At 69.1% G+C, this 25,633-nt stretch carries 24 protein-coding genes and 1 tRNA gene; 12 read left to right on the forward strand and 13 right to left on the reverse strand.

What is annotated here, in order from left to right; all coding sequences use genetic code 11:
• The first annotated feature begins 22 nt into the window (after nt 1–22).
• Nucleotides 23–598, forward strand: coding sequence for a TIGR03086 family metal-binding protein (locus AB0B82_RS01745; protein ID WP_360161332.1), 576 nt, complete (start codon nt 23–25; stop codon nt 596–598).
• Here AB0B82_RS01745 and AB0B82_RS01750 read toward each other — a convergent pair.
• Genes AB0B82_RS01750 through AB0B82_RS01760 form a run of 3 tightly spaced genes read right to left on the reverse strand, consistent with a single transcriptional unit; the run spans nt 595 to nt 3,737 of the window.
• Nucleotides 595–1,347, reverse strand: a complete 753-nt coding sequence (locus AB0B82_RS01750) for an SDR family oxidoreductase (protein ID WP_360161334.1) — start codon at nt 1,345–1,347, stop codon at nt 595–597. The genes AB0B82_RS01745 and AB0B82_RS01750 overlap by 4 nt on opposite strands.
• Nucleotides 1,347–2,567 carry an acetyl-CoA C-acetyltransferase gene (locus AB0B82_RS01755; protein ID WP_360161336.1) on the reverse strand — a complete coding sequence of 407 codons (1,221 nt, stop codon included), beginning with the start codon at nt 2,565–2,567 and terminating at the stop codon, nt 1,347–1,349. The genes AB0B82_RS01750 and AB0B82_RS01755 overlap by 1 nt, the downstream gene beginning before the upstream one ends.
• Before the next feature lie 24 nt (nt 2,568–2,591).
• Nucleotides 2,592–3,737: an acyl-CoA dehydrogenase family protein gene (locus tag AB0B82_RS01760; protein WP_360161338.1), complete on the reverse strand. Its 1,146-nt coding sequence runs from the start codon at nt 3,735–3,737 to the stop codon at nt 2,592–2,594.
• 73 nt (nt 3,738–3,810) lie between these two features.
• On the opposite strand from AB0B82_RS01760, the gene AB0B82_RS01765 reads away from it, so the two are divergent.
• A complete protein-coding gene (locus AB0B82_RS01765) occupies nt 3,811–4,410 on the forward strand; it encodes a TetR/AcrR family transcriptional regulator (RefSeq protein WP_360161340.1) in 600 nt (199 codons plus the stop codon).
• A 931-nt stretch (nt 4,411–5,341) separates the two neighbouring features.
• Here AB0B82_RS01765 and AB0B82_RS01770 read toward each other — a convergent pair.
• Nucleotides 5,342–5,911, reverse strand: coding sequence for a YceI family protein (locus tag AB0B82_RS01770; RefSeq protein WP_360161342.1), 570 nt, complete (start codon nt 5,909–5,911; stop codon nt 5,342–5,344).
• A gap of 154 nt (nt 5,912–6,065) precedes the next feature.
• On the opposite strand from AB0B82_RS01770, the gene AB0B82_RS01775 reads away from it, so the two are divergent.
• From AB0B82_RS01775 to AB0B82_RS01785, 3 genes are read left to right on the forward strand one after another with little or no spacing between them, the layout of a single operon-like run.
• Nucleotides 6,066–6,524 carry a MarR family transcriptional regulator gene (locus AB0B82_RS01775; RefSeq protein ID WP_360161553.1) on the forward strand — a complete coding sequence of 153 codons (459 nt, stop codon included), beginning with the start codon at nt 6,066–6,068 and terminating at the stop codon, nt 6,522–6,524.
• Nucleotides 6,525–6,579: 55 nt separating this feature from the next.
• Nucleotides 6,580–7,482 carry an aminoglycoside phosphotransferase family protein gene (locus AB0B82_RS01780; protein ID WP_360161344.1) on the forward strand — a complete coding sequence of 301 codons (903 nt, stop codon included), beginning with the start codon at nt 6,580–6,582 and terminating at the stop codon, nt 7,480–7,482.
• 27 nt (nt 7,483–7,509) lie between these two features.
• Nucleotides 7,510–8,298 carry a hypothetical protein gene (locus AB0B82_RS01785; protein WP_360161346.1) on the forward strand — a complete coding sequence of 263 codons (789 nt, stop codon included), beginning with the start codon at nt 7,510–7,512 and terminating at the stop codon, nt 8,296–8,298.
• A gap of 58 nt (nt 8,299–8,356) precedes the next feature.
• Here AB0B82_RS01785 and AB0B82_RS01790 read toward each other — a convergent pair whose 3' ends face one another.
• The 4 genes from AB0B82_RS01790 to ettA form a co-directional block, all read right to left on the reverse strand.
• Nucleotides 8,357–8,977: a dihydrofolate reductase family protein gene (locus AB0B82_RS01790; protein WP_360161348.1), complete on the reverse strand. Its 621-nt coding sequence runs from the start codon at nt 8,975–8,977 to the stop codon at nt 8,357–8,359.
• Nucleotides 8,974–9,453 (reverse strand): SRPBCC domain-containing protein, encoded by a 480-nt coding sequence (locus AB0B82_RS01795; RefSeq protein WP_360161350.1) that lies wholly within the window; start codon nt 9,451–9,453, stop codon nt 8,974–8,976. The genes AB0B82_RS01790 and AB0B82_RS01795 overlap by 4 nt, the downstream gene beginning before the upstream one ends.
• Nucleotides 9,450–9,779, reverse strand: coding sequence for a metalloregulator ArsR/SmtB family transcription factor (locus tag AB0B82_RS01800; RefSeq protein ID WP_360161352.1), 330 nt, complete (start codon nt 9,777–9,779; stop codon nt 9,450–9,452). Before AB0B82_RS01800 ends, AB0B82_RS01795 begins: the two co-directional genes overlap by 4 nt.
• 124 nt (nt 9,780–9,903) lie before the next feature.
• Nucleotides 9,904–11,586 (reverse strand): energy-dependent translational throttle protein EttA, encoded by a 1,683-nt coding sequence (ettA, locus tag AB0B82_RS01805; protein WP_360161356.1) that lies wholly within the window; start codon nt 11,584–11,586, stop codon nt 9,904–9,906.
• Nucleotides 11,587–11,732: 146 nt separating this feature from the next.
• Between ettA and AB0B82_RS01810 the strand changes: the two genes are divergently transcribed.
• Nucleotides 11,733–12,257, forward strand: coding sequence for a single-stranded DNA-binding protein (locus AB0B82_RS01810; RefSeq protein ID WP_360161359.1), 525 nt, complete (start codon nt 11,733–11,735; stop codon nt 12,255–12,257).
• An 81-nt stretch (nt 12,258–12,338) separates the two neighbouring features.
• The gene (locus AB0B82_RS01815) at nt 12,339–12,956 is read left to right on the forward strand and encodes an SRPBCC family protein (protein WP_360161361.1); all 618 of its coding nucleotides are present in this window, start codon (nt 12,339–12,341) and stop codon (nt 12,954–12,956) included.
• Between the two features lie 71 nt (nt 12,957–13,027).
• Here AB0B82_RS01815 and AB0B82_RS01820 read toward each other — a convergent pair whose 3' ends face one another.
• From AB0B82_RS01820 to AB0B82_RS01830, 3 genes are all read right to left on the reverse strand, one after another.
• Nucleotides 13,028–14,707 carry a GTPase gene (locus tag AB0B82_RS01820; protein ID WP_360161363.1) on the reverse strand — a complete coding sequence of 560 codons (1,680 nt, stop codon included), beginning with the start codon at nt 14,705–14,707 and terminating at the stop codon, nt 13,028–13,030.
• Entirely contained in the window at nt 14,704–17,499 is a 2,796-nt protein-coding gene (locus tag AB0B82_RS01825; protein ID WP_360161365.1) for an AAA family ATPase, read from the reverse strand. Before AB0B82_RS01825 ends, AB0B82_RS01820 begins: the two co-directional genes overlap by 4 nt.
• A 714-nt stretch (nt 17,500–18,213) precedes the next feature.
• Nucleotides 18,214–19,833, reverse strand: a complete 1,620-nt coding sequence (locus AB0B82_RS01830) for a PrsW family intramembrane metalloprotease (protein ID WP_360161367.1) — start codon at nt 19,831–19,833, stop codon at nt 18,214–18,216.
• 221 nt (nt 19,834–20,054) lie between these two features.
• Between AB0B82_RS01830 and AB0B82_RS01835 the strand changes: the two genes are divergently transcribed.
• Nucleotides 20,055–20,128 (forward strand) — tRNA-Arg (locus AB0B82_RS01835).
• Between the two features lie 62 nt (nt 20,129–20,190).
• On the opposite strand, the gene AB0B82_RS01840 is transcribed toward AB0B82_RS01835, so the two are convergent.
• Entirely contained in the window at nt 20,191–21,048 is an 858-nt protein-coding gene (locus AB0B82_RS01840) for an alpha/beta hydrolase (RefSeq protein WP_360161369.1), read from the reverse strand.
• A 93-nt stretch (nt 21,049–21,141) separates the two neighbouring features.
• The gene (locus AB0B82_RS01845; protein WP_360161371.1) at nt 21,142–22,560 is read right to left on the reverse strand and encodes a DUF2252 domain-containing protein; all 1,419 of its coding nucleotides are present in this window, start codon (nt 22,558–22,560) and stop codon (nt 21,142–21,144) included.
• A 234-nt stretch (nt 22,561–22,794) separates the two neighbouring features.
• Between AB0B82_RS01845 and AB0B82_RS01850 the strand changes: the two genes are divergently transcribed.
• The 4 genes from AB0B82_RS01850 to AB0B82_RS01865 all read left to right on the forward strand — a co-directional run bounded on the left by AB0B82_RS01850 (nt 22,795) and on the right by AB0B82_RS01865 (nt 25,610).
• Nucleotides 22,795–23,673, forward strand: a complete 879-nt coding sequence (locus AB0B82_RS01850) for an aquaporin (protein WP_360161373.1) — start codon at nt 22,795–22,797, stop codon at nt 23,671–23,673.
• Between the two features lie 86 nt (nt 23,674–23,759).
• On the forward strand, nt 23,760–24,341 hold the full coding sequence (locus AB0B82_RS01855) for a dihydrofolate reductase (RefSeq protein WP_360161375.1): 582 nt from the start codon (nt 23,760–23,762) through the stop codon (nt 24,339–24,341).
• Between the two features lie 99 nt (nt 24,342–24,440).
• Entirely contained in the window at nt 24,441–24,929 is a 489-nt protein-coding gene (locus tag AB0B82_RS01860; protein WP_360161377.1) for a DUF1269 domain-containing protein, read from the forward strand.
• 102 nt (nt 24,930–25,031) lie between these two features.
• On the forward strand, nt 25,032–25,610 hold the full coding sequence (locus AB0B82_RS01865) for an AAA family ATPase (protein WP_360161379.1): 579 nt from the start codon (nt 25,032–25,034) through the stop codon (nt 25,608–25,610).
• Nucleotides 25,611–25,633: the final 23 nt, after the last annotated feature.

Genomic DNA, 25,633 nt, shown 5'->3' on the forward strand with positions numbered 1-25,633 from the left:
TATACCCCGCAATGCTCTCGGTATGACGATGATCGAGAACGACCCCCGCCCGCTGTTCGTCCGCGCACTCGACCAAGCCGAGGCACTGATCTACGGCACCGAGCCCGAGACCTTCGACCTGCCCACCCCCTGCCCGGAGTACGACGTACGCACCCTGCTCGGCCACCTGCTCACGGTCGCGGCGCGCGTCACGCTGGGGCTCAACGGCGGTAACCCGCTGACCATCCCGACCGTCACCACCGGCATCGACGACATCGCGGCGGCGTGGAAGGAACGCCGCGTCGCCATCGACACCACACTGGCCGACGACTCGATCCTGGGACGGATCTGCACGCTGCCCTGGGGCACTGTGCCCGGCGCGACGGCGATCGGCGGCTACACCGGTGAGCTCGCGACGCACGCCTGGGACCTGGCCACGGCGACCGGGCGCCGCGATCAGCTGGACGACCCGCTCGCGGAGCAGGTGCTGCCGCTGGTTCAACGGTTCCTGCCGGCGGAGCCGCGCGGTGGTCACATCCCGTTCGGCCCGGTGGTACCGGTCGCCGCCGACGCAGCGCCGTACGAGCAGTTGGCCGCGTGGCAGGGGCGCAAGCCCTAAGCGATGCCGCCGTTCAGCGTGAGGCCGCCGTCGATGGTGATGGTCTGGCCGGTGATCCACGACGCCTCGTCGGACAGCAGGAACCACACCAGCGAGGCGACGTCCTCCGGCCGGCCCAGCCGCCCCAACGGGTACGTCGACGCGACCTTGTCCTCACGTCCCTCGTAGAGGGCACCGGCGAACTTCGTCTTCACCACGGCCGGAGCCACGGCGTTCACGCGGATCTCCGGAGCCAGCTCGACGGCCAGCTCCTGCGTGACCCGCGACACCATCGCCTTGGTCGCGCCGTACCACCCAATGCCGGGCGACGGCGCGAGGCCGGCCACCGACGACAGGTTCACGACGGCGCCGCCGTGTTCACGCATCCATGCGTCCCGGCACGCTCGCACCCAGCCGATCGCGGCCAGCACGTTGGTGTCCACCATCTTGGCCGCGACCGTCTGCTCAAGGTCCAGCAGCTTCCCGTAGATCGGGTTGATGCCGGCGTTGTTCACCAACAGGTCCACCGAGCCGTACGTCGCGACCGCGGCGGCGACCACCTGCGCCCGGTGCTCCGGATCGGCCGCCTTTCCGGCCACCGCGAGCGCGTGCTCCCGGCCACCCAGGGACTCGACCGCCTGGTCGAGCGTCTCCTGGGTGCGGCCGGTGATCACGACGCGCGCGCCGTCGGCCACCAGGCGCTGCGCGATGGCCAGCCCGATACCACGCGATGCTCCGGTGACGATCGCGGTCCGGCCGTCGAGGCCCATCAGCTGAGGCGCTCGAGAACGATCGCCATCCCCTGACCGCCGCCGACGCACATGGTCTCGAGGCCGAACTGCTTGTCCTCGAACTGCAGACCGTTGACCAGCGTGGTCATGATCCGGGCACCGGTCGACCCGAACGGATGGCCGAGCGCGATCGCACCGCCGTGCACGTTCAGCTTGTCCTCGTCGATCCCGAGCTCCCGCGCCGACCCGATCACCTGCACCGCGAACGCCTCGTTGATCTCGACCAGGTCGATATCGTCGATGGTCATCCCGGCCCGGGCCAGCGCCTGCTTCGACGCCTCCACCGGACCGAGCCCCATGATCTCCGGCGACAGGCCGCTGACACCCGTCGACACGATCCGCGCCAGCGGCGTCAGGCCGAGCTCACGCGCCTTGGTGTCGCTCATGATCACGACCGCGGCGGCACCGTCGTTCAGCGGGCAGCAGTTGCCGGCCGTCACCGTACCGTCGGGGCGGAACACCGGCTGCAGCTGGCTGACCTTCTCCAGCGTCGTACCGGCGCGCGGACCATCGTCCTTGCTCACGACCGTCCCGTCCGGCAGCGTCACCGGGGTGATCTCGCGCTCGAAGAAGCCGTTGTTGATCGCCTGCTCGGCCAGATTCTGCGAGCGGACGCCGAACTCGTCCTGGTCGGCGCGGCTGATGCCCCTGAGCGTCGCGACGTTCTCGGCGGTCTGCCCCATCGCGATGTAGATGTCCGGGAGCTGCCCGTCCTCCCGCGGGTCGTGCCAGGTGTCGTTGGTCTCGGCGTACTTCTCGGTGCGCGCGACCGCGTCGGTGAAGACCGGGTTGAACGAGCTCGGATCGCCGACACCCGCCGAGCCGAAGTTCTTGTACCGCGAGACGCACTCGACGCCCGCGCTGACGAAGATGTCGCCCTCGCCGGCCTTGATCGCGTGGTACGCCATCCGCGCGGTCTGCGTCGACGACGCGCAGAAGCGGTTGACCGTGGTCGCCGGCGTGTTGTCCCAGCCGAGCTGCACCGCGACCCGGCGGGCCATGTTGCCGCCGTGCTCGTCGTGCGGCTCGGCACAGCCGAGCGCCAGGTCCTCGATCTGGTCGCCGGTCAGACCCACCTTGCCGACCGCGGCTTTGATCATCTGGACGGCGAGATCGTCCGGACGGATCGTGGTCAGCGATCCCTTGTACGCGCGGCCGATCGGCGAGCGGGCCGTGGACACGATGACTGCTTCAGGCACAACAGTTCCTTTCTACAGGCCTTTCTACAGGCCCAGGTCGCGGCCGATCAGTTCTTTCATGATCTCGTTGGAGCCGGCCCAGATCTTCGTCACCCGGGCGTCCCGCCAGGCGCGCGCGACCCGGTACTCGTTCATGTAGCCGTAGCCGCCGTGCAGCTGGACGCACGCGTCCAGGATCTCGTTCTGCACCTGGGCGCTCCACCACTTCGCCTTGGCGGCGTCCACCGCGGACAGCCGGTCCTCGTCGTGCGCGACGATCGCGTTGTCGACGTACGCCTGGGTGACCTCGGCCTTGGTGACCAGCTCGGCGATCAGGAACTTGTTGTACTGGAACGAGCCGACCGGCTGCCCGAACGCCTTGCGCTGCTTCACGTAGTCGACGGTCTCGGCGAGGATCTGGGTCGCGTGCGCGATGTTCGACACCGCGGCGCCGATCCGCTCCTGCGCCAGCCGCTCCATCATGTGGATGAAGCCGCGGTTCAGTTCGCCGAGCACGTTGTCGTCGCTCACGAACAGGTCCTCGAAGAACAGCTCCGACGTCCCGGACTCGGTCTGGCCGACCTTGTCGAGTTTGCGGCCGCGGGCGAAGCCCTCCATACCCTCCTCGACCACGAACAGCGTGATGCCCTTCGCGCCCTTGGACGGATCGGTGCGGGCGGCGACAATCACCAGGTCGGCCATGTCGCCGTTGGTGATGAACGTCTTCGACCCGTTCAGCACCCAGCCGCCGTCGGCCTTCTTGGCGGTCGTCTTCAGCGCGGCCAGGTCCGATCCGCCGGACGGCTCGGTCATTCCGATGGCGGCGACGTACTCACCGGAACAGAACTTCGGCAGCCAGCGCTGCTTCTGCTCCTCGGTGCCGAGGTCGACAAAATACGGCGCGGCGCAGTCGTAGTGGATGCCGAAGCAGCTGGACAGCGCCGCGGAGACCTTGGACACCTCCTCGGCGAACACGGCGTTGAACCGGTAGTCACCGACGCTCGAGCCGCCGTACTCCTCCGGTACGTCGAGTCCGAGGAAACCCTGCTTGCCGGCTTCCAGCCAGGCCGCACGGTCGATCGTCTTCTCGTCGAGGAACTGCTCCATCCGCGGCACCAGCGAGCGGTCGCAGTACTCCTTCGCGCTGGCACGGAAGGCGTCGTGGTCCTCGTTGAAGATGACGCGCTGCATGGGGCCTCCCCGAGAAATGAGACAGCTGGCTAAGCGCTTGCTCAGCTTCGCGCGTGTGGTGCAGGGTGTCAACGTGTCCGCAGTCACCGATCCCCTGCTGTGGGAGCACGTCCAGCCGGCCGCGGCCCGCCGGCTGCTGACCGGCGCCGTCGACGCGTTCGCCGAGCGCGGCTACCAGGCGACGACCACCCGCGACATCGCGTCCCGCGCCGGGATGAGCCCGGCCGCCCTGTACGTGCACTACCCGTCCAAGGAGCGGCTGCTCTTCGAGATCAGCCTGCACGGCCACAACGCCGCCCTGGACGTACTGCGGTCCGCCGACACCGGTCCGTCCGCAGCGGAGCGCCTCCGCTCATTGGTCGCCGCCTTCACGACCTGGCACGCGGAGCATCACACGATCGCGCGGGTCGTCCAGTACGAACTGGCCGCGCTGACTCCGGAGCATCTGGCCGAGGTGGCGACGATCCGTCGGGCGATCTCCACTCAGATCGAGCAGGTACTCGCGGACGGTGTGGCCACGGGTGAGTTTGCAGTCAGCGACCTGCCCGGGACGACCCTCGCCGTACTGTCGCTCTCGATCGACGTCGCGCGCTGGTACACACCACATCGCGGCGACCCGACGACCCTGGGCAAGCTGTACGCCGACCTCGCCCACCGAATGGTGCAGGCCTAAGCACCAACTGCCGGCGTTACACCCAGTTGTCTCCCGATCACGGACGTCCCCGCCCCGGCCCGAAGTCCGCACCCCCACTGAGTACCTTGCACACGAGCTGGACACCTCGCACAGGAAATAACGTGTGGTCGGTCCTCACAGGATGTGCACGGTCCCCGCAGGATACGGTCGGTCCCCGCAGGATACGGTCGGTCTCCACAGGGTGCGCACGGTCCCCGCAGGATGCGGACGGTACCCATGGGGTGTGGAAGATCCCCCCAGGATGCGGACGGTACCCATGGGGTGTGGAAGGTCCCCGTAAGGTGTGCACGGCGCCGGCACCCGAGCGCCCGACGACCTCATCCGATCACACACGCCCGCGCCCGACCCGAAGCCTGCAACCCCCGCCGGAGACCTTACACACGAAATACCGTGTGGGTGGTCCCCGCAGGATGCGGACGGCACCCATGGGGTGTGGAAGGTCCCCGCAGGGTGTGCACGGTGCCGGCAAGCGCGTCCGACGACCTCATCATCCGATCACAGTCGCCCGCGCGTACCCGGCCCGGAATCTGCACCCCTTCATGACACCCTGCACACGCACTGGAGACCTTGCACACGAAATAATGTGTGGGACGGTACCTGCGGGATGTGGACGGTACCTGCGGGATGCGCACGATACCGATGGAGTGCGGACAGTCTCCGCCGGACGCGGACGGTCCCCGCAGGATGCGACAGACCCATGGGGCGCGCACGGTCCCCGCAGGATGTGCACAGTGCCGGCTTTGGCGGGTTTGGCGACCTCATCAGCGGAAACGGCAGTTCGTGGGTCAAGACGGCGCGAGGGCTTGGGTCCGGTGCACTACCGGGTCCCAAGCCCTCGCGGCATCTTGGTCGACCAGGCCGACTGTCAGCGACGGTTCAACCTGAGTCGGGGTGATCGATTCAGCTCGGATCAGGCCTGCAGCGCGGCCTGGACGTCGAGGTGGATGTCGACCTTGTCACCGATCAGCAGCTTGCCGCCCTCGAGCGGCACGTTGAAGTCGATGCCCCAGTCCTTGCGACTGATCGAGGCGGAGGCCTCGAAGCCGATGATCTTCTGGCCGTAGGCGTTCTGGTCGACGCCGAGGAACTCGACGGCGAACTCGATCGGCTTGCTGACGTCCTTGATGGTCAGCTCGCCGGCCAGGATGTAGCTCTCACCCTCGGCCTTGAGGCCGGTGCTGACGAACGTCATCTTCGGGCTGTTCTCGGCGTCGAAGAAGTCGCCGGAGCGCAGGTGCCCGTCGCGCTGTGCGTTCCGGGTGTGCACCGAGGCGAGCTCGACCGCGACGTTCGCGGTGGACTCCTCGACGGTGTCCTGCACGACGATCTCGCCGCTGAACTCCTGGAACGTGCCGCGCACCTTGGTCATCAGGTGCCGGACGGTGAAGCCGATCTCGGTGTGGGCGGTGTCGAGGGTGTACGTGCCGGCGACCAGCCCAGGGATGCTGGCGGTGGGAGTGCCGGTAGTGGTGTCGGTCATGGGGTCCTCTCGGATTGTGGGGGTTCGTACTGCTCAGGGGGCCGACGCAGCCTCGGTAGTTCAAGTTTCAACCGATGACCACGACAGTACGGATCAACGGTTTAAATGTCAACTACATTCCCGCTACACTGTTCCCGTGACGACGCAGACTGAAATGGACCGGGGGACGCGGTGGCTCGACGCCGAGCAGCAGCTGGCGTGGCGGGCGTACCTGCTCGGGACCGCACGCCTGATGGCCAAGCTCGACGACGATCTGCGTCAGTTCGGCCTCGGCCTCAACGACTACGAGATCTTGGTGCGCCTGTCCGAGGCGCCCGACCGGCGGCTGCGGATGGCCGATCTGGCCGACCGGTTGCACCAGAGCCGCTCTCGCCTGACCCACACCGTCGGCCGCCTCGAGAACGCCGAGCTGGTCCGCCGGACGTCGTGCACGAGCGACAAGCGGGGCGTCTGGGCGGAGCTGACCGAGGCTGGTCTCGCGCTGCTCGAGCAGGCAGCGCCGTACCACGTCGAAGGCGTCCGGGAGAACCTGGTCGACCTGGTCAGCGCCGAGGACTTCGCCGCCGTCGGGCGCGTGTTCGACGCGGTGTCGGAGCACATCGGTCAACGCTGAAGCCTCTGGCTAAAGCGTTTGAGGGAGTCGGCACGACCCGGACACCATGCTGGACGTGACGACTTCCCAGGACGGTTCTCTCCAGGACGGTTCTCTCCAGGACGGCCGGGCCGGCATCGACGCAGAGCTGGTCCGGCGACTGATCGCCCAGCAGTTCCCCCAGTGGGCCGACCTGCCGGTGACCCCGGTCGAGGTCGACGGCTGGGACAACCGGACGTACCGGCTCGGCAACGAGCTGACCGTTCGGCTACCCACCCACGAGGCCTACGCGACCGCTGTGGACAAGGAGCACCAGTGGCTCCCGGTGCTCGCGCCACACCTGCCCGTCCCGATTCCCACAGCGGTGGCGAAAGGCGCTCCGGGTGCGGGCTATCCGCATCCGTGGGCGATTCGCGACTGGCTCGACGGCCGGACCGCCGCGGCCTCGACAGTGCCGGACCTGTCGGCCTTTGCTCGCGAGATCGCGGACTTCATTCTCGCGTTGCAGCGGGTCGACGCCACTGGCGGGCCCCTGGCCGGCGCGCACAGTTTCCACCGTGGCGCACCACCGGCGTACTACCACGACGAGACCGTTGAGGCGCTCAGCACGCTGAAGGACCGCATCGACGCCGATCTCGCCCGTGAGGTGTGGGAGTCCGCCCTGGCGACCTCCTGGGACCGGCCGCCGGTGTGGTTCCACGGCGACATCGCCCACGGGAACCTGCTGGTCCGGGACGGTCATCTGGCGGCGGTGATCGACTTCGGTACGTCGGGGGTCGGCGACCCGGCGTGCGACCTGGTGATCGCCTACACGTTCTTCTCGGGTGCCTCCCGCGAGGTGTTCCGGGAGGCGGTACAGCAGGACGAGGGCACCTGGGCGCGCGCCCGTGGCTGGACGCTGTGGAAGGCGCTGATCACCGAGGACGTGCGGACGGTCGAGATCGTTCTGGACGATTACCGCGCTCAGACGGTTCAGTGAGCGGCGCGACGGCGTTACCGTCGAAAGATGTGGTGGATGCTGGCCGCCTTGGGGGGCGGTGGGCTGGCACTCGCGGGCCGGTACTTCTGGGACCGGCGAGCCGCACAGCGCGGTGACGCCGAGGACCTGGAGCAGATCCGCAGGCTGGCCGACGAGGATGTGACGCTGCTCGGGGAAGAGTTGCGTCGCCTCGACGCGCAGGTGTCAGGGCACCCGCTCGACCCGGACGCACGAGCGGACTACCAAGTAGCACTGGACGCCTACGAAGCGGCCCAACGGACGGTCCCGGCGATCCGGAAGGCCGCCGACATCAGCTCGGTCACCGACACGCTCGCGACCGGCCGCTACGCGATCGTCTGCGTCCAGGCGCGCCTTCGGGGTGCGCAGGCTCCCGAGCGGCGGGTGCCGTGCTTCTTCAACCCACAGCACGGGCCGTCGACGACGGACGTGGTGTGGACGGAACCTCGGTTCGGCACCCGGACGGTCCCGGCGTGCGCGCAGGACGCGGCCCGGGTCCGTGCTGGTGACGACCCCGAGGTTCGCTATACGCAGTACGGCGGCCGACGCGTTCCGTACTGGCAGGCCGGCGCGGCCTTCGCGCCGTACGGGCAGGGGTACTTCGCGGCCGGTGCGGGCGCGAACTTCATCCCGCTCGCCGGCTTCGAGGTCCAAAGCGGCGCCGTCGGTGGGTGGGGCGACCTGAGCGGGCCGATCGGACCGATCGGGCACGACGGCGGCGGCATCGACGCCGGCGGCATTGACGGCGGCGGCATCGACGGTGGTGGTGGCGACGGTGGTGGTGGCGACGGCGGCTGACCGCTCAGGCCGGTTCTCCGTGTACGCCGCTCACCACGCCCTCTACACGTTCGCCGCTCTACACGTACGCTGTGACGCCTTCGTACGCCCCTAGCGGGGCAGCGCCGACGTGCTCGTACTCGAGCAGCAGCAGACCGCTCGGGGTCGCCTCCTGCGCGGTGAGTCTGAGCCCTGACGCGTCGCCCGGCTGCTCGAACAGCCGTCGGCCCGCACCCAGTACCGTCGGCACGACAGCCAGACGGACCACGTCGACGAGCCCTGCCTGCAGCAACGCGTTGCCGAGTCGAGCGCTGCCGTGGATCTGGAGCTCGCGTCCGGGCTGGTTCCTCAGCTCGCCGACCTCGTCAGGGCTGGTCAGCACGGTTGTCGGGTTCCACGCGGCGTCGACAGGCGTGCGCGTGACGACGTACTTCGGGAGCGAGTTCATCAGGCCGCTGAACGGATCGGCGGGGTCGGTGATCTGCGGCCAGTCCCGCGCGAAGGCGTCGTACGTGCGTCGGCCGAGCAGCAGCCCGTCGGCGCGCCGCAGCCATTCGACGGTACGGCTGACGAAGACCTCGTCGAAGTACGGCACCAGCCAGCCGCCGCGTGTGAATCCGTCAGTTGTGTCCTCGGTCGGCGAACCGGGTCCCTGACTCACGCCGTCCAGCGTGACGAACTCGGTCAGTACGATCTTCATGCCTCTACCACCTTCGCAAGTTGTGCGGTCACAGTCCCCCAGCCGTCGGCGAACCCGAGGTCCGCGTGCAGGCGGCGGCTCGCCGGATCGCCGTGCCGCGCGATCATCCGGTACGCCGTACCGTCCGCGTGATCGTCGAGCAATACGTCACCCGTCATCGCGATCGGCTGCGGATTCGCCGGACGCCAGGTGCTGTCGAGTGCGTTGGTGAACGCGATCCGGGTGAGCTCCTCCGCCACCAGGACGACCGCGTCGAGGTGCGGCCCGAACTCCGCGCCGTCCTCGCTGATCCGGGTCACCAGCGCCCCGCCTGGGCGGACCTCGAGGCGCTCGACGCGGCACACCGCCGGCGCCGGAACCCACCACTGCTCGAAGCGCCGCGGATCGGTCCACGCCCGCCACACGGCGGCCCGGGGCGCCCGAATCACCCGCTCCACCATCAGATCCAGCTCCGGGTCGAAAGCTGCGCGACTCACGATTCCTCCTCTTCGACAAAGCGCTCCAGCCGATCGGTGCGGTCCTCCCAGATCCGCCGCTGCTCGGCCAGCCAGTCGTCCACCAGGGACAGTCGCTCCCGGTTCAGGACGCAGGTCCGGACGCGTCCGGTCTTCACCGTGCGGATCAAGCCGTTCGACTCCAGCGTGCGGACGTGCTTCATGAACGACGGCAGCGTGATCGGGAACTGGGCAGCGAGCTCGCCGACGCTGGTCGGACCGCGCCCGAGCCGCCGGATCACGCTGCGCCGGGTCGGATCGGCGAGCGCCAGGAAGACGCCGTCGACCTCTGCCGAATACTGTGCCATGTGGCTAAGTATTGCCGGAATCCGATAGTTAGCGCAAGGGCTAAGTATCGGACGAAAGGAAAGGCCCCGCGCGCTGCGGGGCCTTTCTGCGCCGAGCTCTCTGCGCCGAACTTTCAGCGCCGGATCATTCGCGGGTGAGCTTGCGGTGGGTGACGCGGTGCGGGCGGGCCGCCTCCGGGCCGAGGCGCTCGATCTTGTTCGCCTCGTAGGCCGCGAAGTTGCCTTCGAACCAGAACCACTTGGCCGGATCCTCGTCGGTGCCCTCCCAGGCCAGGATGTGCGTCGCCACACGGTCCAGGAACCACCGGTCGTGGGACACGACCACCGCACAGCCCGGGAATTCCAGCAATGCGTCCTCGAGCGATTGCAGGGTCTCGACGTCCAGGTCGTTGGTCGGCTCGTCGAGCAGCAGCAGGTTGCCGCCCATCTTCAGCGTCAGCGCCAGGTTCAGCCGGTTCCGCTCACCGCCGGACAGTACGCCGGTCGGCTTCTGCTGGTCCGGGCCCTTGAACCCGAACGAGGCGACGTACGCGCGGCTCGGCATCTCGAAGTTCGCGACCTTGATGAAGTCGAGCTCGTCCGACACCTGCTGCCAGACGGTCTTCTTCGGGTCCAGGCCGCCGCGCGACTGGTCGACGTACGAGATCCGCACGGTCTCGCCGAGCTTGAGCGTGCCGGCGTCCGGCTGCTCCTCGCCGACGATCATCCGGAACAGCGTCGACTTGCCGACGCCGTTCGGGCCGACCACGCCGACGATGCCGGCCCGCGGCAGGCTGAAGCTCAGCTTGTCGATCAGCTTGCGGTCGCCAAAGCCCTTCTCCAGGTTGTGCGCCTCGAGCACGGTGCTGCCCAGCCGGGGGCCCGGCGGGATGTTGATCTCGTCGATGTCGAGCTTCTTGGCGCGCTCGGCCTCGGCGGCGAGCTCCTCGTAGCGCTGCAGGCGGGCCTTGCTCTTGGACTGCCGGCCCTTCGCGTTGGACCGGACCCACTCCAGCTCGCGCTCCAGGATCTTCTGCCGCTTGGCGTCCTTCTGGCCCTCGACGACCAGCCGCTGCTTCTTGGTCTCCAGGTACTTCGAGTAGTTTCCCTCGTACCCGTAGGTGCGGCCGCGGTCGAGCTCGAGGATCCACTCCGCGACGTTGTCCAGGAAGTACCGGTCGTGGGTGATCGCCATGACGGCGCCCGGGTACTTCTGCAGGTGCTGCTCCAGCCACTGCACGGACTCGGCGTCCAGGTGGTTCGTCGGCTCGTCGAGCAGCAGCAGATCGGGCTGCTGCAGCAGCAGCTTGCAGAGCGCGACACGGCGGCGCTCACCACCGGACAGGTTGTCCACCACGGCGTCGGGCGGCGGGCAGCGCAGCGCGTCCATCGCCTGCTCCAGCTGGGCGTCGATGTCCCAGGCGTTGCGATGGTCGAGCTCGGTCTGCAGGTCGCCCATCTCGGCCAGCAGGGTGTCGTAGTCCGCGTCCGGATCGGCCAGCTCGGCGGAGATCTCGTTGAAGCGGTCCAGCTTCTGCTTGGTGTCGCCGACCCCTTCCTGGACGTTCTCCAGCACGGTCTTGCCCTCCGACAGCGGCGGCTCCTGCAGCAGGATCCCGACCGTCGCGTCCTCGGCCAGCCGAGCCTCGCCGTTGGAGGGCTGGTCGAGCCCCGCCATGATCTTGAACAGCGAGGACTTGCCGGTGCCGTTCGGGCCGACCACGCCGATCTTCGCGCCGGTGAGGAAGTTCAGGGTGACGTTGTCGAGAACGACCTTGTCGCCGTGTGCCTTCCGGACGTTGCGCAGCGTGTAGATGAATTCCGCCATACCCCAGAGCCTATGTGCTCCGGTGGCCGGTTTCCCAACCAGCCCGTGAGCGGTTGTCCACAGGCGGGAAACCGGCCTGCCCGAGCGGGGTGCGATCGGTGCATCTTCTCCGGTGACAGCACGCCCCTCGGACGGAAGGCGCCCCCATGAGCCTCGGCGACACCTATCTCACGGTTCTCGGCTGGATCGGCAGCGATCCGGACTTCAAGGAGATCCGGCAGACTCCGCAGACCACCTTCCGGCTCGGCTCGACGCCCCGCCAGTTCGACAGATCGCAGAACACCTACGTCGACAAGCCGACGACGTGGTTCACGGTGCAGTGCTGGCGACATCTCGCCCTCAACACCTTCGAATCCGTGCGCCGCGGGCAGCCCGTGGTCGTCACCGGCCGGCTACGCACCCACGAGTGGACCGATGAGAACGGTGAGCCGCGCAGTCGCGTCATCCTCGAAGCCTTCGCGGTCGGCCACGACCTCGCCCGCGGTACGGCGAAGTTCACCCGGGCCATGCCGCGCGCGGAGGCGCCGTCGGCCGACTCGTCCGCCGACACCGGCTCCCGCGATGCACACCTGGTCGAGACGACGGCTGCGCCGTACCCGGCCGACGAGTACTCGACCGCCACTCTCCCGCTCGCTCCCACCGCACCGGCGGCGGAGGCCGAGGCGGCATGACTATCTCAGTCTTGACTTATATAAGCGCGGCCCGGCATTCTGAGAGTCGATCCAGCAGCCGAGCAGAAAAGGGAATCAGCCGTGATCGACATCCTCGAGCACATCAACGCGGTTCAGCGCGACGTCAGCCGCACCGGAGAGACCGTGACGGTGGTGATGCGCCGCGCCTACCAGGCCGAGCCGGCCGAGGTGTGGGACGCCCTGACGGACCCGGAGCGGATGCGCCGCTGGTTCATGCCGATCACCGGCGAGCTGAAGGTTGGCGGCTCCTTCCAGCTGGAGGGCAACGCCGGCGGAGAGATCCTGGAGTGCGATCCGCCGAAGCGGTTCAAGGTGACCTTCGGCGGGCCTACCAGCCTGCTCGAGCTGCGGCTCCAGCCCGGCGCCGGCGACACGACCGAGCTCGAGCTGGAGCACTCGATGAGCGACGCTCCGGCGCCCGGCGGTTCGGGCGCGCTGTGGGTCGGTCCGGGCTGGGACGGGGCGCTGCTCGGCCTCGCGCTCTACGTCACCGGCGAGCTTCCGGCGGACACCGACCCGGTCGCGATGGCCAGCTCCCCCGAAGTCGTCGAGTACAACGAGAAGTGCGTCCGCGCCTGGATCGAAGCGATCCGCGCCTCGGGTACGACCTCGGAGGAGGATCTGCTCAGCGCCGCCAAGATCGCCATGTCGCAGTACGCGCCCGACGCCGAGCTCTGACCTCGCCCGCCGCCGCGGGTCGTCTCGTTCGGCACCTGCGGCGGCCGGGCACCACCTGGCCGCCGGTGTGGCTACTGGCGGGCGGTGGCGATGTTGTCACGGCACCGGGTGTAGGCCGCGAGCTCCTCGCGGGCCGGTGCGACAACGTGGCTCTCGGCAACGTTCTCCAGTTCGGTCCGGAGTGCCGTCGCCACCTGGCGGGAGCGCCGCAGTGCCCCGTTCGTGGCGAACATCCGGCAGACGAGGGAGAGCCCGAGTCCCAGGACGGCACCACCGACCAGCATGATCCACGCGTACGGGATGCCGTTGAACTCCGGCAGCGGCGGCTCGTTCAGGTCGGCGATCCGCGCCACCAGCAGGGCGACCAACCACGCCGCGCCGCCGAGCGTCACCAGGAACAGCAACCACTGCAGCACGCGGGCGAAGCTCCACCATCCCGGGTTGCTGGACACCCCGAGATCGGTGCGCGCGACCGCCTGGTCGAGCTCGTCGCCCAGCGACTCCTCGCGCCGGCGGATCGCTGTCCGCACCGAGTCGGCCCACGGACGCGAAAGTCCCTCGGCGGCCTTGTTGGTGATCGTGCGGACCGCGGCGTCCATTCGGGCTCGCTGCACCGGCGTTGCCGCCGGCAACGAGGAGCGAGCGATCGCCACCTCACCGGACGCCGACTTCCGCAACGCCTTGCCCTGCTCACGCGACACCTGATCGCCGTGCAATCGCCGCAGCGGGTCCGGGCGGAAACGACCGAGCCACTTGGTCAACGGCCAGCCGGTCGCAGCTCCCGCCCGCTGCAGGTAGGAGCGGCGGACGGCGTCCGACACGACGGACAGCCCGCTCGCGTCGGACAGTGCGTCGACCAGCTCGGTCACGTCGGCGTCGGCGATCTCCGGCGTCGTGGCGTTACCGCACTGGCTCGCCATCCGGTCCGCGACCCGATCCACGTCGGCCGCAAGCCGTTCCCGCGCGGAGCGCTTGTTGTTGACCCGCTTGACCAGCAACGAGCGGACCTCTTCGAGACCGTCACCGCTGACCGCGGACGTTGCCACCACGGTGGGCGACTTGAGGCCGTCCTGCTTGAGCAGGCGCTCCAGGTCGTCCAGGCAGCTCTTGCGCTGGTCGGGCGTCAGCTTGTCGATGTGATTCAGCGCGAACACCATCACCGGCGAATGCGAGGCATACGGCTTGATGTAGCGGTTGTGCAGCGCCGCGTCGGCGTACTTCTGCGGGTCCACCACCCAGACGAGCAGGTCGACGAGCTCGACCAGCCGGTCGACGATCAGCCGGTGCTCGACCTCGGTCGAGTCGTGGTCGGGGAGATCGAGCAGCACCAGTCCGTCGAGATCTTCGGAGTGCGCCTCCTCGAGCGAGCTACGGTGCTGCACCTGGTGCCGGCGCGGGATGCCCAGCCAGGTGAGGACTTCACCGGCGGGCTCGTCGCCCCAGACACAGGCGAGCGGCATCGAGCTGGTCGGGCGGCGGGTTCCGATCGCGGCCAGGTCGAGCCCGGTCAACGCGTTGAACAGCGACGACTTGCCCGAGCCGGTGGCCCCGGCGAGCGCGACCACGGTCAGCTCACCCGACATCCGCAGCCGCTGCCCGGCCCGGTCGACGATCTGGCCGGCCTCGGTGAGCACCACCGGATCCAGCCGTCCGTCACCGGCCTCCGCGGCAGCCTTGAGGGCATCGATCTTCTTCAGGACATCGGTCGCGGCCCGGGTGGGAGTCTCGACCGTATCCACTGTTTCCGTCACGTGCAGTCCTCCACCGCGCGCGCGGCCTCGGTCAGTTGCCTGGCCGTCTCGGCGTCGACCGGATGCTGGTCAAGGACAGCCAGATAGCGGGCGAATTCGGCATCCATCAGGGCATGAACCTTACCGTCCAGGTCCTCGCGTGCCTTGTCCACCATGCCCAGAACGGCCTTGTCCCCGAAAACTGCCTCCAGGAGCCGCATCGCGACCACCGCACTGCCCGCGCCGGCGCCGGCTTCCGCGGTCTTCGGGATCCCGGTCTCACTGGCGAACACCACCACCATGAGCGAAAGGCCGAGGCCGTTGACGCCGTACTCCAGGATCCGTGCCGTCGACTTCTTGTTCGCGCCTTCGGTGCGGATCAACTCGACGACGGACTTCTGCCACTCGCGCACCACGCGACCCGCCGCCGCGTCGAAGCCCGCCGACACCGCGCCGAGCGATTCGCTGCCGTTGCCTTCGGCATCGTTCGCCGCAGTCGCCAGCAGTTGGCGGCCGGGCGCGGTCGCTTGCCAGGCCTTCTCGGCCCGTTCGGCGGCCTCGGTCGCGTGCTCGCGCAGCAGGGACTCCAGCCCGGACTGGATGGCGTCACTGACGTCCCGAGTCTCCGCCGGCCGATTGCCGAACGAAGTCTTCAACCGGTCCCGCAGCCGTCCCGCATTGCCCTGCAGACCCTTCAGCAGCTCACCGGTCCCGACGAACTCCTGCCACCGGGCAAGCACCTCGCCACGCAGCAGCGTCCCGTCCTGGCACGCCTTCGCGATGTCCTTCACGGCCTGGTCGTACGCCGACTCGACCGCGGACCGCAGCTCGATCGCAGCTTCTGCCTGCGCCTTGACGGCCTCGGCGAGCGGCGGAGTCGTCTTCACCAGTGCACTGACTGCGCCCTGCAGAGTGCGGCGCACCACGCCCGCCCGCGCCTCGGCGTCGGCGGCCAGGTCGACCAGCCAGTCCCGGATCGAGGCGACAGCGGAGTCCGGGAGCATCCCGTTGCTGTCGACAACGGTCTCCTGGATCGAGAACAGCGGCGAATCGCCGAGACCGCGCTCGAGCAGCATCTGCGCGAGGTGGCCGGTGATGTCGTCGATCGTCTCGCCCGGCGCCCGGTCCAGCACCACCGCAACCGCCGTACTGCGGTCCGCGGCGCTCTGCAGGAACTCCCACGGCACCGCATCCGAGTACCGCGCGGCCGTCGTCACGAACAACCACAGATCCGCCGCCCCGAGCAGCTGGGTCGCAAGGTCCCGGTTCGCCTCGACGACCGAGTCGATGTCCGGCGCGTCCAGGATCGCGAGCCCGCGTGGAACACTGTCGGCCGCGACCAGCCGCAGCTGTCCGGGGTCCTCCATCCCGCCCGGCTCGTCCGAACTGGTCCGCGCCATCCCCGGCAGCACCCGGTCGCCCACGAACCAGTCGGCATCCGCCGGATGATGAATCAGCACCGGAGACCGCGTCGTCGGCCGCAGCACGCCCGGTTCGCTCACGACCTTGCCGATCACGGTGTTGACCAGCGTCGACTTCCCCGCGCCCGTGGATCCACCCACGACCGCCAAGATCGGCGCCTCCAGTTGCACCAATCGCGGCAGCAAGTAGTCGTCCAGCTGATCCAGCATGGCCTTCTGCTGCTTACGCGCCTCGTCGGCCCCCACAACCTCCAACGGCAACTGACTACTGGCGAGCACACCCCGCAACTTCATCAGCGCCGTGATCAAAGCCATCGCAGCCTGCTCAGCCGCCACCCGGGCAGCCAATTCGTCCGCGCTCAGCTCGGGCTCCTCCTGAGCCCCAGCGCCCTCCGCAGCCGCTGCGTCGCCCTCGACGGCACCATCCACAGGGTCGTTGCCCTCAGCGCCGGCTTCCGCACTGGCGTCCGTACCGGCATCCGCACGGCTCGCGTCGGCGCCGGCGGCATCCCCCGCGCCGGCTCCGGCCGCCGCGTCATCGGCTGAGTCCCCAGCGTCCTCATCAGCCGCACTGTCACCCGGCTGCCCCTCGGATGCCTCCTCCACGCCCGCGTCGTCATCAACGTCCGACGCCTCGGACTCGTCCGAGCCGACCGCAGTCTCAGCACCCGACTCAGCCTCAACCACTGCCTCAGCGCCCTGCTCGGCCTCAACACCTGCCTCAGCGCCCTGCTCGGCCTCAACACCTGGCTCAGCCAACCCATCGCCCGCCGCACCCTCAGCGTCATCAGACGCAGCCGGATCCGCAGACTCTCCCGCCGCATGGCCCGCGTCCGCCGCGTCATCGGCAGTCTCCGCCTCGACCACACCGGCTTCTCCGTCAGCTTCACGTACGTCGGCCCGGACGGAGTCGTCCGCTCCGCCAGCATCTGCGTCGGCTGCGTCCGCCGTACCAGAGAGCGCATCACCCGCGCCGGCCAGTTCATCCGCCGCCGCGGTCCGACCGGCGTCATCCGCGTCATCGGAAGCTTCCGGCTCGGCCTCACCCGCATCCGTAGTGCCGGCAAGTGGCTCGGCCGCGACTTCTGCCCTGTCCGCGTCCGTGCCGGCTACCTGCTCCGTTGCTTCGTCCGGGTCCGGGTCGGTCGGTTCGGCAGCAGGGTCGCCTTCGGCGGCGGCGTCAGCAGGTACTGCCTCCTCTTGGTCGCTGGGCTGGTCCTCGTCGGCCGCACTGTCGGCGGCCGAGTCGGCCACGTCGGCGGGTTCGTCGGCGGGTTCGTCGCGGTGGGCGCTGTCGTCGCTGGTAGTGCCCTGGGAAGCGCTGGGGAGGCCGATGATGATGTTGCCGTACTCGAGCGGGAACCCGTCCGGCGACTCGTCCGGCTCATACACAACGCCCACCACGGGGCGCCCGTCTCCGCTGGACGGCACGGCCGTCTGTGCGCTGCCCGACGTACTGGGCGAGGTGCCGGGGGTGACCGTGGAAGACGACGAGGTTGCGTCGACAACATCGTTTGGGGCGGCTTCGGGTACCGAGGTGGCGCCGTTGCGGTCCCCGGTCCGGGAGCCGGTGTCCGTAACCTCGTCAGTGGTCGCGTTCTCGACGGCGGAGTCCTCGGGTGAGGCGTCGGCTGCGCTGGTCACGTCCGCGGTCGCGTCGGCGGCTGCGCCCTCAGCGGCGGCGCCCGTTGGCGACGCAGCTCCGTCCGCAGGCGTGACGGTGTCCGGGGCCGCGGCACCCTCCGTAGACGTGGAGCCGTTGTTCGGCGCGGGGGCATCGGAGGGCTGGGAGGTTGAAGGTGTGTCGCCTGGAGGGGTGGGGGCGGTGGTGGACGGCTGGGAGGCGGAGGTGGGTTCGGCGGTGTCAGGGCTGGGCTTGCGACGGCGGCGGCGCCAGAAACCTCGGGGCTTGGTGGGCTGTTGGGCGATCAGGTTCGCCAGCTCCTGGGCAGGCTGGGCCTGGTCCGGAACCTGCGGTTCCGGACCGTCACCAGCTGCTGACCTGATGTCAGCCACGGCGTCCGCCCACGAGCACAGAGTGCCCGGTCGGACAGCGCAGAAGCAAAGTCATCGTCATCCCCGTTTGGCGGCGTGGACGGGTGGCAGTCACTGCGGTGGTGGATACGGACCGTATCCTCCCGACGGTCCTTGCTGACCGCCGGGTCCTGGTGGGTAACCCGGTTGCCCCGCACCGGGAGCGGGCTGTCCGGACGGATACCCGGGCTGGGGCGGTGGATAACCGTCCTGCGGCCGCGGGTACGGCGCCTGACCATCCATCGCCCCGCTCTGCCCCGGCGCACCAGCAGCACCAGCAGCACCGGGCTGACCAGCCGCAGGCGCCCCCGGAGGCATCGGCATACCCGGCACCGGAGCACCCGGTGGCACAGCCGTCCCGGGCGGCACCTGGGCACCGTACGGCGCACCGGCCATCCCAGGCGGTACCGGACCGCCAGGACCCACCGGTGCGTACTGCGGTGCGGCCTGGGCGAACGCCGGCATCGGCGGGAACGGGACGCTGGCCCGCCGGCTCCGGAGCTCGTCGAGCAGCCGCTTCTCGGTGTCCAGCGCCTCGGGCCCGATGACCTGGCGAACGATCTTGTCGCGCAGGTAGGCCAGCTCGGTCGCGTTGTGCTGGAACGCCTTGGCCGCCGCTTCCGCCTGGGGACCGTACCGCCGCGCGTTCTGCCGCAGGGCCTTGCGCCCGCGGAGCGTCGCGATCAGCGGTACGTCCTGCGGGATCAGCCAACCGAACCGGACATAGTCGTACAGCCGGGACGCGATCATCTGGCCTTCGCGGGACCGCATCACCAACGCGAACACGACCAGGCAGATGAACAGCGGCACCATCAGGCACAGGTACGCGAGGATGAAGCCCCCTCCGCCGGCCCAGCTCGCGGACGCGTTCCAGGCGGCGTGCGCGAGAACGGCCGCGAGGTATCCGACGACAGGCGCCAGATAGCGTACGGCGGTGCTGCGGTGCCGGATCGCGACGCCGATCCCGATCGCGGTGAACGACGTGAACAGCGGGTGCGCGAACGGCGAGATCACACCGCGGATGATGAACAGCGCGAATGCCCCGCGCAGGCCCGCGTCGGCGCCGGCCTCCTCGGAGAGCGTGTTGAAGACGCGGCCGTAGTACAGGATGTTCTCGGTGAAGGCGAAGCCGACGCCCACCATGCCGGCGTACACCAGTCCGTCGATGATGCCGTCGAACTCCTTGCGCCGGACCAGCGCCAGCAGCAGGATCACCGAGCCCTTGGCGAACTCCTCCACCGGCGGCGCCACGAACACCGCGGACCGGTCGCCGCCGACGCCGGTCTCCGCGAGCAGGTTCGACACCTCGGTGTTGATGAAGATGGCCACCAGCGTGGCGATGAACGCGCCCCAGCAGAGCGCGAAGACGATGTACTTGGTCGGCTCGGGCTCGTAGCGGTCCAGCCAGAGGTACAGCGCGATCACCGGGATGACCGGCACGAACGCGAACACCAGGCCCCAGGTGAAGCCGCCGACGCCGGTCGCCTTGGCGACGATGCCGAAGATCACCAGGCCCGCGATCGCGAACACGACCGCGATCACGATGCCGATCAGCACGCCGCGGTTACGCCGCTGCCCGGGCACGGGATGGCTCCCGAGCACGTTCGGCTGCGGGTACGGCCCGCCGGGCGAGTACGCCGACCCCGCCGCGGGTTGGGGCGCGCCGGACTGGCCTGGTGAGGGGTAACTCATGCCCCGAAGCCTAGTTGGGGTCGAGATCGAGCGGCAGAACCACCCACGCAGCGTTACCGGGATGGAACGACAAGGCTGTACTTCCTCCACCGCCCTGCCCCAGCACGCCGCCTGGTACGCCACCCAGTACGCCGCCCCGCTGCGGACCCGCTGCGGACCCGCCCCGAACCAGAACCCGGAGGCGGGATCGCCCTGTGATCTGAGAGACTCTTCTCTGCCAAGCGCCCGTAGCTCAGCTGGATAGAGCGTCGGACTTCTAATCCGTTGGTCGCAGGTTCGAATCCTGCCGGGCGCGCCCTGTGATGCCGCGCTCGGTGACCGTGAACCCGCGACGTGTGGGTTCACCGGTCGCCGCGGCTAGGTCCGCGTCGCCGGGACGAACCGCTCGACGAAGTCGAGAGCGGTCCGAGCCACCTCTTCCCAGCCGTGGTCGATGGTGAGCGAGTGGCCGCGGTTCGGCATCTTCTTGATCTCGGTATCGCCCGCGTTGCGTTTCTGCCGCTTGTACGAGGCGTTGGCGATCGCCCAGGGAACCGTGTGGTCCTCCGCCCCGTCGAGGATGAGCAGCGGGCCCCGATCGGGGTTCTTCGTGTTGACCTTCGACTCGGTCCAGGGATTGAGGTTGGCGTTACCCATCTGCGCCAAGGCGATCCCCGAGCCCGCCACATGGTAGGTGTCGTACAGCCGCCTGGCCTCTTCGCCGTCGAGGGCGTTCGCCCAGCCGTACTTGAACTGATCGAAGGTGAGCGTGATCGCCCGGCTTCGGTACCGGGGGTTCACCAGGAAAGGTCCGGCCGACCTGAGCACCGAGGCGGGCAGCGGCAGGACACCGCGAAAGACGCCCGGGTCGATGGCAACCGTGACGGCCGAAAGCCCGCGACCGGCGAGCATCTGGGCAACCAGTCCGCCGGTCGAGTGGCCGATGACGGCAGGCTTCTGCTCGAGCCGTCCGATCACGTCGGCCGTGTGGTCGGCCACCTGCTTCAGTGTCTTCTTGGCCAGGACATCAGGGTTCGCCCGCGACTCTTCGACCGTCTCGGGATCGTCCGGCCAGTCGGGCGTCAGCGGCGCGTACCCGGCCCGCCGGAAGTAGTCCGCCCAGGTGGCCCAACTGCTCGGCAGCAGCCAGAGGCCGTGGATGAAGACGACCGGAGTCGTGCGTGCGGCGTTCGCCGCCTCGACCTCGCTGCGCTCCCGCTCCGAAATCGACGCCATGTCCAACTCCTCTCCCGTCCGCACCGGATTCTGGACCGGACTGTCCGGAACCCGCCGTACGCCGCGGACAGGCGGCCGGCGGGGAGGCATCGCTCAGGCGCCGACGACGACCTGGAGGCGTCCTGCGTTGACGGCGGCCTTCCAGGCGTCGTAATCGCGCTCGTTCTGGTCGGCGTACATCTCGGCGAAGTCGGCGAGTGCGTGGGCGAAGCGGTCGGAGCTGCCGAGGTAGCCGGCGAGGGCCAGGCGGTCGCCGGAGCGGGCGTGCGCACGCGCCAGCGTCCAGCCGCACATGCCCGCGTAGATCCGCAGGCCCTTGGGAGTGCTGCGCTCGACGTCCGCCGAGAACTTCCAGTCCTTGAGTTGCCGGACGTAGTAGTCGCGCTCCACGCCGTCCTCGAGCAGTTGGGTCCAGCCGAGGAAGATGTCGCTCTGCGCCTGGATCAGGTGCTGCCCGGCGACGACCCGTTCGCCTTGATTGCGGTACTCGCTGCGGCCGACGTACCGGCAGAGCACGGACTCCCCCGCCTCCTTCGCCTGCAGGAACAACGGCTCGGTCCCGTCGCCGCACTCCATCAGCACGATCCAGCACCGGGTGCCCACGCTGCCGACCCCGACCACCTTCCGGGCGACCTGGGTCAGCGTGAAGTGGTCGAGCAGATGCCGCCGGTCCGACTGCAGCGTATGGCGGTACGTGTTCAGCGTCTCGCGTACGGCGTCCTCCACCGCCGTGCGCTGGTCCGCCGGGAAGATGTCCTCGAGCGGCTCGATCAGCGGGGGTGAGTGGACGATCCGCCGCCGGCCGTCGACCACGGTGGTCAGCTTGCTGAAGGCCTGCAGGTTGTCGTGGGTGTGCGCCTTGGCGACCATCTTCTCCAGCGACTTCACGCCGCGCGGGTGCACCGACGACCGGAACTCCCGGATGGCGTCCTCGACGTCGAAGTGGGCGTACCAGACATCCAGAAACGGCCGGGTCGCGAAGTCCTGCATCGCCGCGCGGTAGCTCTCGACCGACGCCAGGACCACTTTGCGCCGCTGCTTCTGATCGAACCCGTTCTCCCGTCCGGCCACGGCGAAGCTCGCGGCGAGCCGTTTGACGTCCCACTCGAAGGGGCCCGGCAGCGTCTCGTCGAAGTCGTTGACGCTGAAGACCAGGTGGCGTTCGGGCGACGCGAAGGCGCCGAAGTTCATCAGGTGCGCGTCGCCGCACAACTGCACGCGCAGCCCGGAGGTCGGCGTGGTCGCCAGATCGGCCGCCATCGGGAGCGCCGCGCCCCGGTAGAAGGCGAACGGCGACGTGAGCATCCGCCCGTGCCGGATCGGGACCAGTTCGGGTACCCGGGTCCGCTCCTGTTCGAGCAGCAGGCCGATCGGATCGCGCGGTCCCGGCTCGAACTCGGCGTGCGACTCGAGCGGGACCAGTTCGCGGACGCTCTTCCCCAACGCCACCCGGTCCGCCCGCGACAGGCCGATCCGCGGCAGCGCGCCGCGTGACAGGGCGCTGCGTGGCACAGCGCTCGATGACTGGGCGCTCCGCGACAGGCCACTTGGCAACAGGGCGCTTCGTTCCGACTCGGCAGGCATCGCTGCCGCCTCCTCCCCGATCCAGGCGATCCCGGTCCGCACTCGGGCGGTGCACCCGAGTCAAGCCGGGCGGCGCGACGTTCGAATCACCCCACCCGGATGATGCCTGGCCCGGTCCGCGGGCCGGAGCGTCGTTTCAGCGTTGACGAAGGGGCGATAGTCGTGGGCGAGCAGATCGCGCGCGCCGAGCAGCGCGTTCGCGGCTGGGTCCGGCAGGACATCGCCGGCCCGATCGCGGACTTCCAGAACCCGGACCAGGAACCACGCCGGTTGTTCGCGGAGTTCTACGGGACCTTTCTGCTGGTTCTGGTCGCCGCGGGCGGCGGGATGACGAGTCAGGCGTTCCCGGGCACGATCTCCCGGGAGGCGGTCGTGGTGGCACCGGGGCTGATGGTGATGGGCATCATCATGTTCATGGGCAAGGTGTCCGGCGCCCATCTCAATCCAGCCGTCAGTCTCGCGTTCGCGCTGCGCGGAGATTTCCCGTGGCGGCGCGTGCCCGGCTACATCGCCGTACAGCTGGCCGGGGCGACGGTGGCGGCGCTCTTCCTCCGGTGGGTGATCGGCGTGTCCGCGCGGTACGGCGCCACCTATCCCCCGCCGGTCACTGCAGCCTGGCAGGCGCTGGTGATGGAGGCGGCGCTCACGCTGGGGCTGGTCAGCGTCATCCTCGGAACGGCGTCGGGCGCCCAGAACGTCGGCATCGTCGGAGCACTCGGTGTCGGCGGCTACATCGCACTCGCCGGCCTGTGGGCAAGCCCGGTCTCCGGGGCCTCGATGAACCCGGCCCGAACGTTCGGACCGGACCTGGCCGCGACGAAGTTCACCGACTACTGGGTGTACGTCGTGGGCCCACTCGCGGGGGCGGTGATCGCGGTCGTCGCGGCGTACCTGCTCCGCGGCTCGGGCGGTGGCGCATCGGCCGTCGTCGCGGCACAGGGCGACCTCTTCACCCAGTACCCGGTGCAGCGCCAGGATGGCGAAGCCGGGCGTTCGGCGCCGGGTGAATCGGCACCGCCCGATGATCGTGACGGTGTGTGATTTCCTACCCGGCGCGTGATCTCTGACAAGACTGCGACCGGCCCTGCGCGCCAGGATCAGCAGAACCCGAACAGAGGAGTGCAACGGTGGGGAAAGTAGTCATGTACGGCACGGTGTCGGTCGACGGTTTCATCGCCGACGAGGACGACCAGGTCGGGCCGCTGTTCGACTGGCTGTCGAACGGCGACGTACCGCTGGACGATTCCGGGGTCGTGAAGGTGTCACAGGCGTCGTACGACTTGACCAGGGCGTACTGGAACGAGATCGGCGTGACCATCGCCGGCCGGCACGTCTTCGACCTGACCGACGGCTGGGACGGGAAGCCGCCGAGCGGTATCGACCACGTGGTCGTGGTGTCGCACCGACCGCCGCCCGAGGATTGGGACACGGCGACGCCGTTCCATTTCGTGAACGGCATCGAGGCCGCGATGACGAAGGCGCAGGAACTCGCGGGCGATCGGACCGTCGAGGTCGCGGCCGGTGACGTCGGCGGCCAGATGCTGGCGGCCGGTCTCGTCGACGAGGTCGGCATGGACGTGGCGCCGGTGGTGATTGGCTCCGGGAAGCGTTTCTTCGGGGCGGTCGCCGGACAGCACCTGCTCGAGGACCCGCATGTCGTGATCCAGGGCAAGCGGGTGCTGCACCTGCGCTACCGCGTACGCCGCTGAGTGCCGGGTGTGATGCGGGACACCTGAGGGCTACGCTCGAAAGGAGGGCGTAGCCCTGGGGGAATGCCGGCTGCGCCCGATCTGAGGGGAGAGGGCGGCATGACCACGTTCACGGTGTGGAAGTTCGACGACCCGAACGGCGCCGACCGGGCGGTCCGGGTGCTGAAGGAGGCCAGCGCGGACGGGCTGGTGAAGATCCTCGACCACGCGGTCGTCAGTTGGCCGCAAGGCGAGTCGAAGCCGACGACGCACCAGAGCCACGAGGAGACCTGGCGCGGGACCGGGTGGGGTGCGTTCTGGGGTGTCCTGCTCGGCGCACTGTTCTTCGTCCCGCTGATCGGTGGCGTCGTCGGAGCGGCCATCGGCGCGATCAGCAAGGTGACGGAGGACGTCGGCATCACGAAGGAACAGCTGGCGAAGATCCGTACCGAAGTGACCGAGGGGACGTCGGCGCTGTTCGTCGTCACCGACGAGGGTGACCTCGACCGGCTGGGTGAGCGGTTCCACGGGATGGGCAGCAAGCTGGTCGACACCAACCTCACCGAGGCCGAGCGGCAGACCCTGCTGGAGACCTTCGGCAGTCACTGATCACCCGCTCTCAGGGAGTTCCCAGCGACTTCTCAGCCCGTTCACGGGGCAGAGCGGGCTGCTTCGTTCGTCCAACCGATACCTGTCGGAAGGACGAACGTGATGCATGGAGTGATCGAGGGAGTACTGCGGGGACGAGAGCTGCGCTACACAGCCGATGCGGTCGTGCTGCTGGCCGGGATCCCCGGTGCGGGCAAGACGACGTTTCTGCGGCGGGTGTTCGCGGGTGACAGGTCAGTACGGGTGCTGGACTCCGCACAGCTGCGCGAGCGCTGGATGCCCGTCCTCGGAGTGCTCCCGTACTCCGTCTGGCGACCACTGGTCCATTTCGTGTACTACGTGACGCTCCTGGCAGCGATGCGCCCGGGGCGCGGCCCACTGGTGATCCACGACTGCGGTACCCGCTCGTGGGTGCGCCAGCTGATCGGCCGGCGTGCGCGTCAGGCCGGACTGCCCCTGCACCTGATCCTGCTCGACGTACCCGCCGACGTGGCCCGCTCCGGCCAGCAGGCCCGAGGCCGAGAAGTCGGACCGAACATCATGGCGACCCACTGCCGCCGCTGGCCGGACGTCGTCAGTAGGGCATCGATCGACCCGAGCAGCGCCGTACCAGGTGCCCACTCAGCCCTCGTCCTGACCAGACCGGAAGCCGACGAGGTGGAGCGCATCGTCTTCGGCTGACGGGCTCGGTTCGCGAATTGTCG

It is taken from the genome of Kribbella sp. NPDC048915, from assembly GCF_040649595.1.
In the GTDB taxonomy this organism is placed as follows: domain Bacteria; phylum Actinomycetota; class Actinomycetes; order Propionibacteriales; family Kribbellaceae; genus Kribbella.

Excerpts from the sequence above, each read along its gene's own strand:
- AB0B82_RS01770 (WP_360161342.1), bottom strand. The coding sequence starts at position 5,911 with ATGACCGACACCACTACCGGCACTCCCACCGCCAGCATCCCTGGGCTG.
- AB0B82_RS01860 (WP_360161377.1), top strand. The coding sequence starts at position 24,441 with ATGACCACGTTCACGGTGTGGAAGTTCGACGACCCGAACGGCGCCGAC.
- AB0B82_RS01775 (WP_360161553.1), top strand. The coding sequence starts at position 6,066 with ATGGACCGGGGGACGCGGTGGCTCGACGCCGAGCAGCAGCTGGCGTGG.
- AB0B82_RS01800 (WP_360161352.1), bottom strand. The coding sequence starts at position 9,779 with ATGGCACAGTATTCGGCAGAGGTCGACGGCGTCTTCCTGGCGCTCGCC.
- AB0B82_RS01745 (WP_360161332.1), top strand. The coding sequence starts at position 23 with ATGACGATGATCGAGAACGACCCCCGCCCGCTGTTCGTCCGCGCACTC.
- AB0B82_RS01760 (WP_360161338.1), bottom strand. The coding sequence starts at position 3,737 with ATGCAGCGCGTCATCTTCAACGAGGACCACGACGCCTTCCGTGCCAGC.
- AB0B82_RS01865 (WP_360161379.1), top strand. The coding sequence starts at position 25,032 with ATGCATGGAGTGATCGAGGGAGTACTGCGGGGACGAGAGCTGCGCTAC.
- AB0B82_RS01840 (WP_360161369.1), bottom strand. The coding sequence starts at position 21,048 with ATGGCGTCGATTTCGGAGCGGGAGCGCAGCGAGGTCGAGGCGGCGAAC.
- ettA (WP_360161356.1), bottom strand. The coding sequence starts at position 11,586 with ATGGCGGAATTCATCTACACGCTGCGCAACGTCCGGAAGGCACACGGC.
- AB0B82_RS01790 (WP_360161348.1), bottom strand. The coding sequence starts at position 8,977 with ATGAAGATCGTACTGACCGAGTTCGTCACGCTGGACGGCGTGAGTCAG.
- AB0B82_RS01830 (WP_360161367.1), bottom strand. The coding sequence starts at position 19,833 with ATGAGTTACCCCTCACCAGGCCAGTCCGGCGCGCCCCAACCCGCGGCG.
- AB0B82_RS01785 (WP_360161346.1), top strand. The coding sequence starts at position 7,510 with ATGTGGTGGATGCTGGCCGCCTTGGGGGGCGGTGGGCTGGCACTCGCG.
- AB0B82_RS01810 (WP_360161359.1), top strand. The coding sequence starts at position 11,733 with ATGAGCCTCGGCGACACCTATCTCACGGTTCTCGGCTGGATCGGCAGC.
- AB0B82_RS01750 (WP_360161334.1), bottom strand. The coding sequence starts at position 1,347 with ATGGGCCTCGACGGCCGGACCGCGATCGTCACCGGAGCATCGCGTGGT.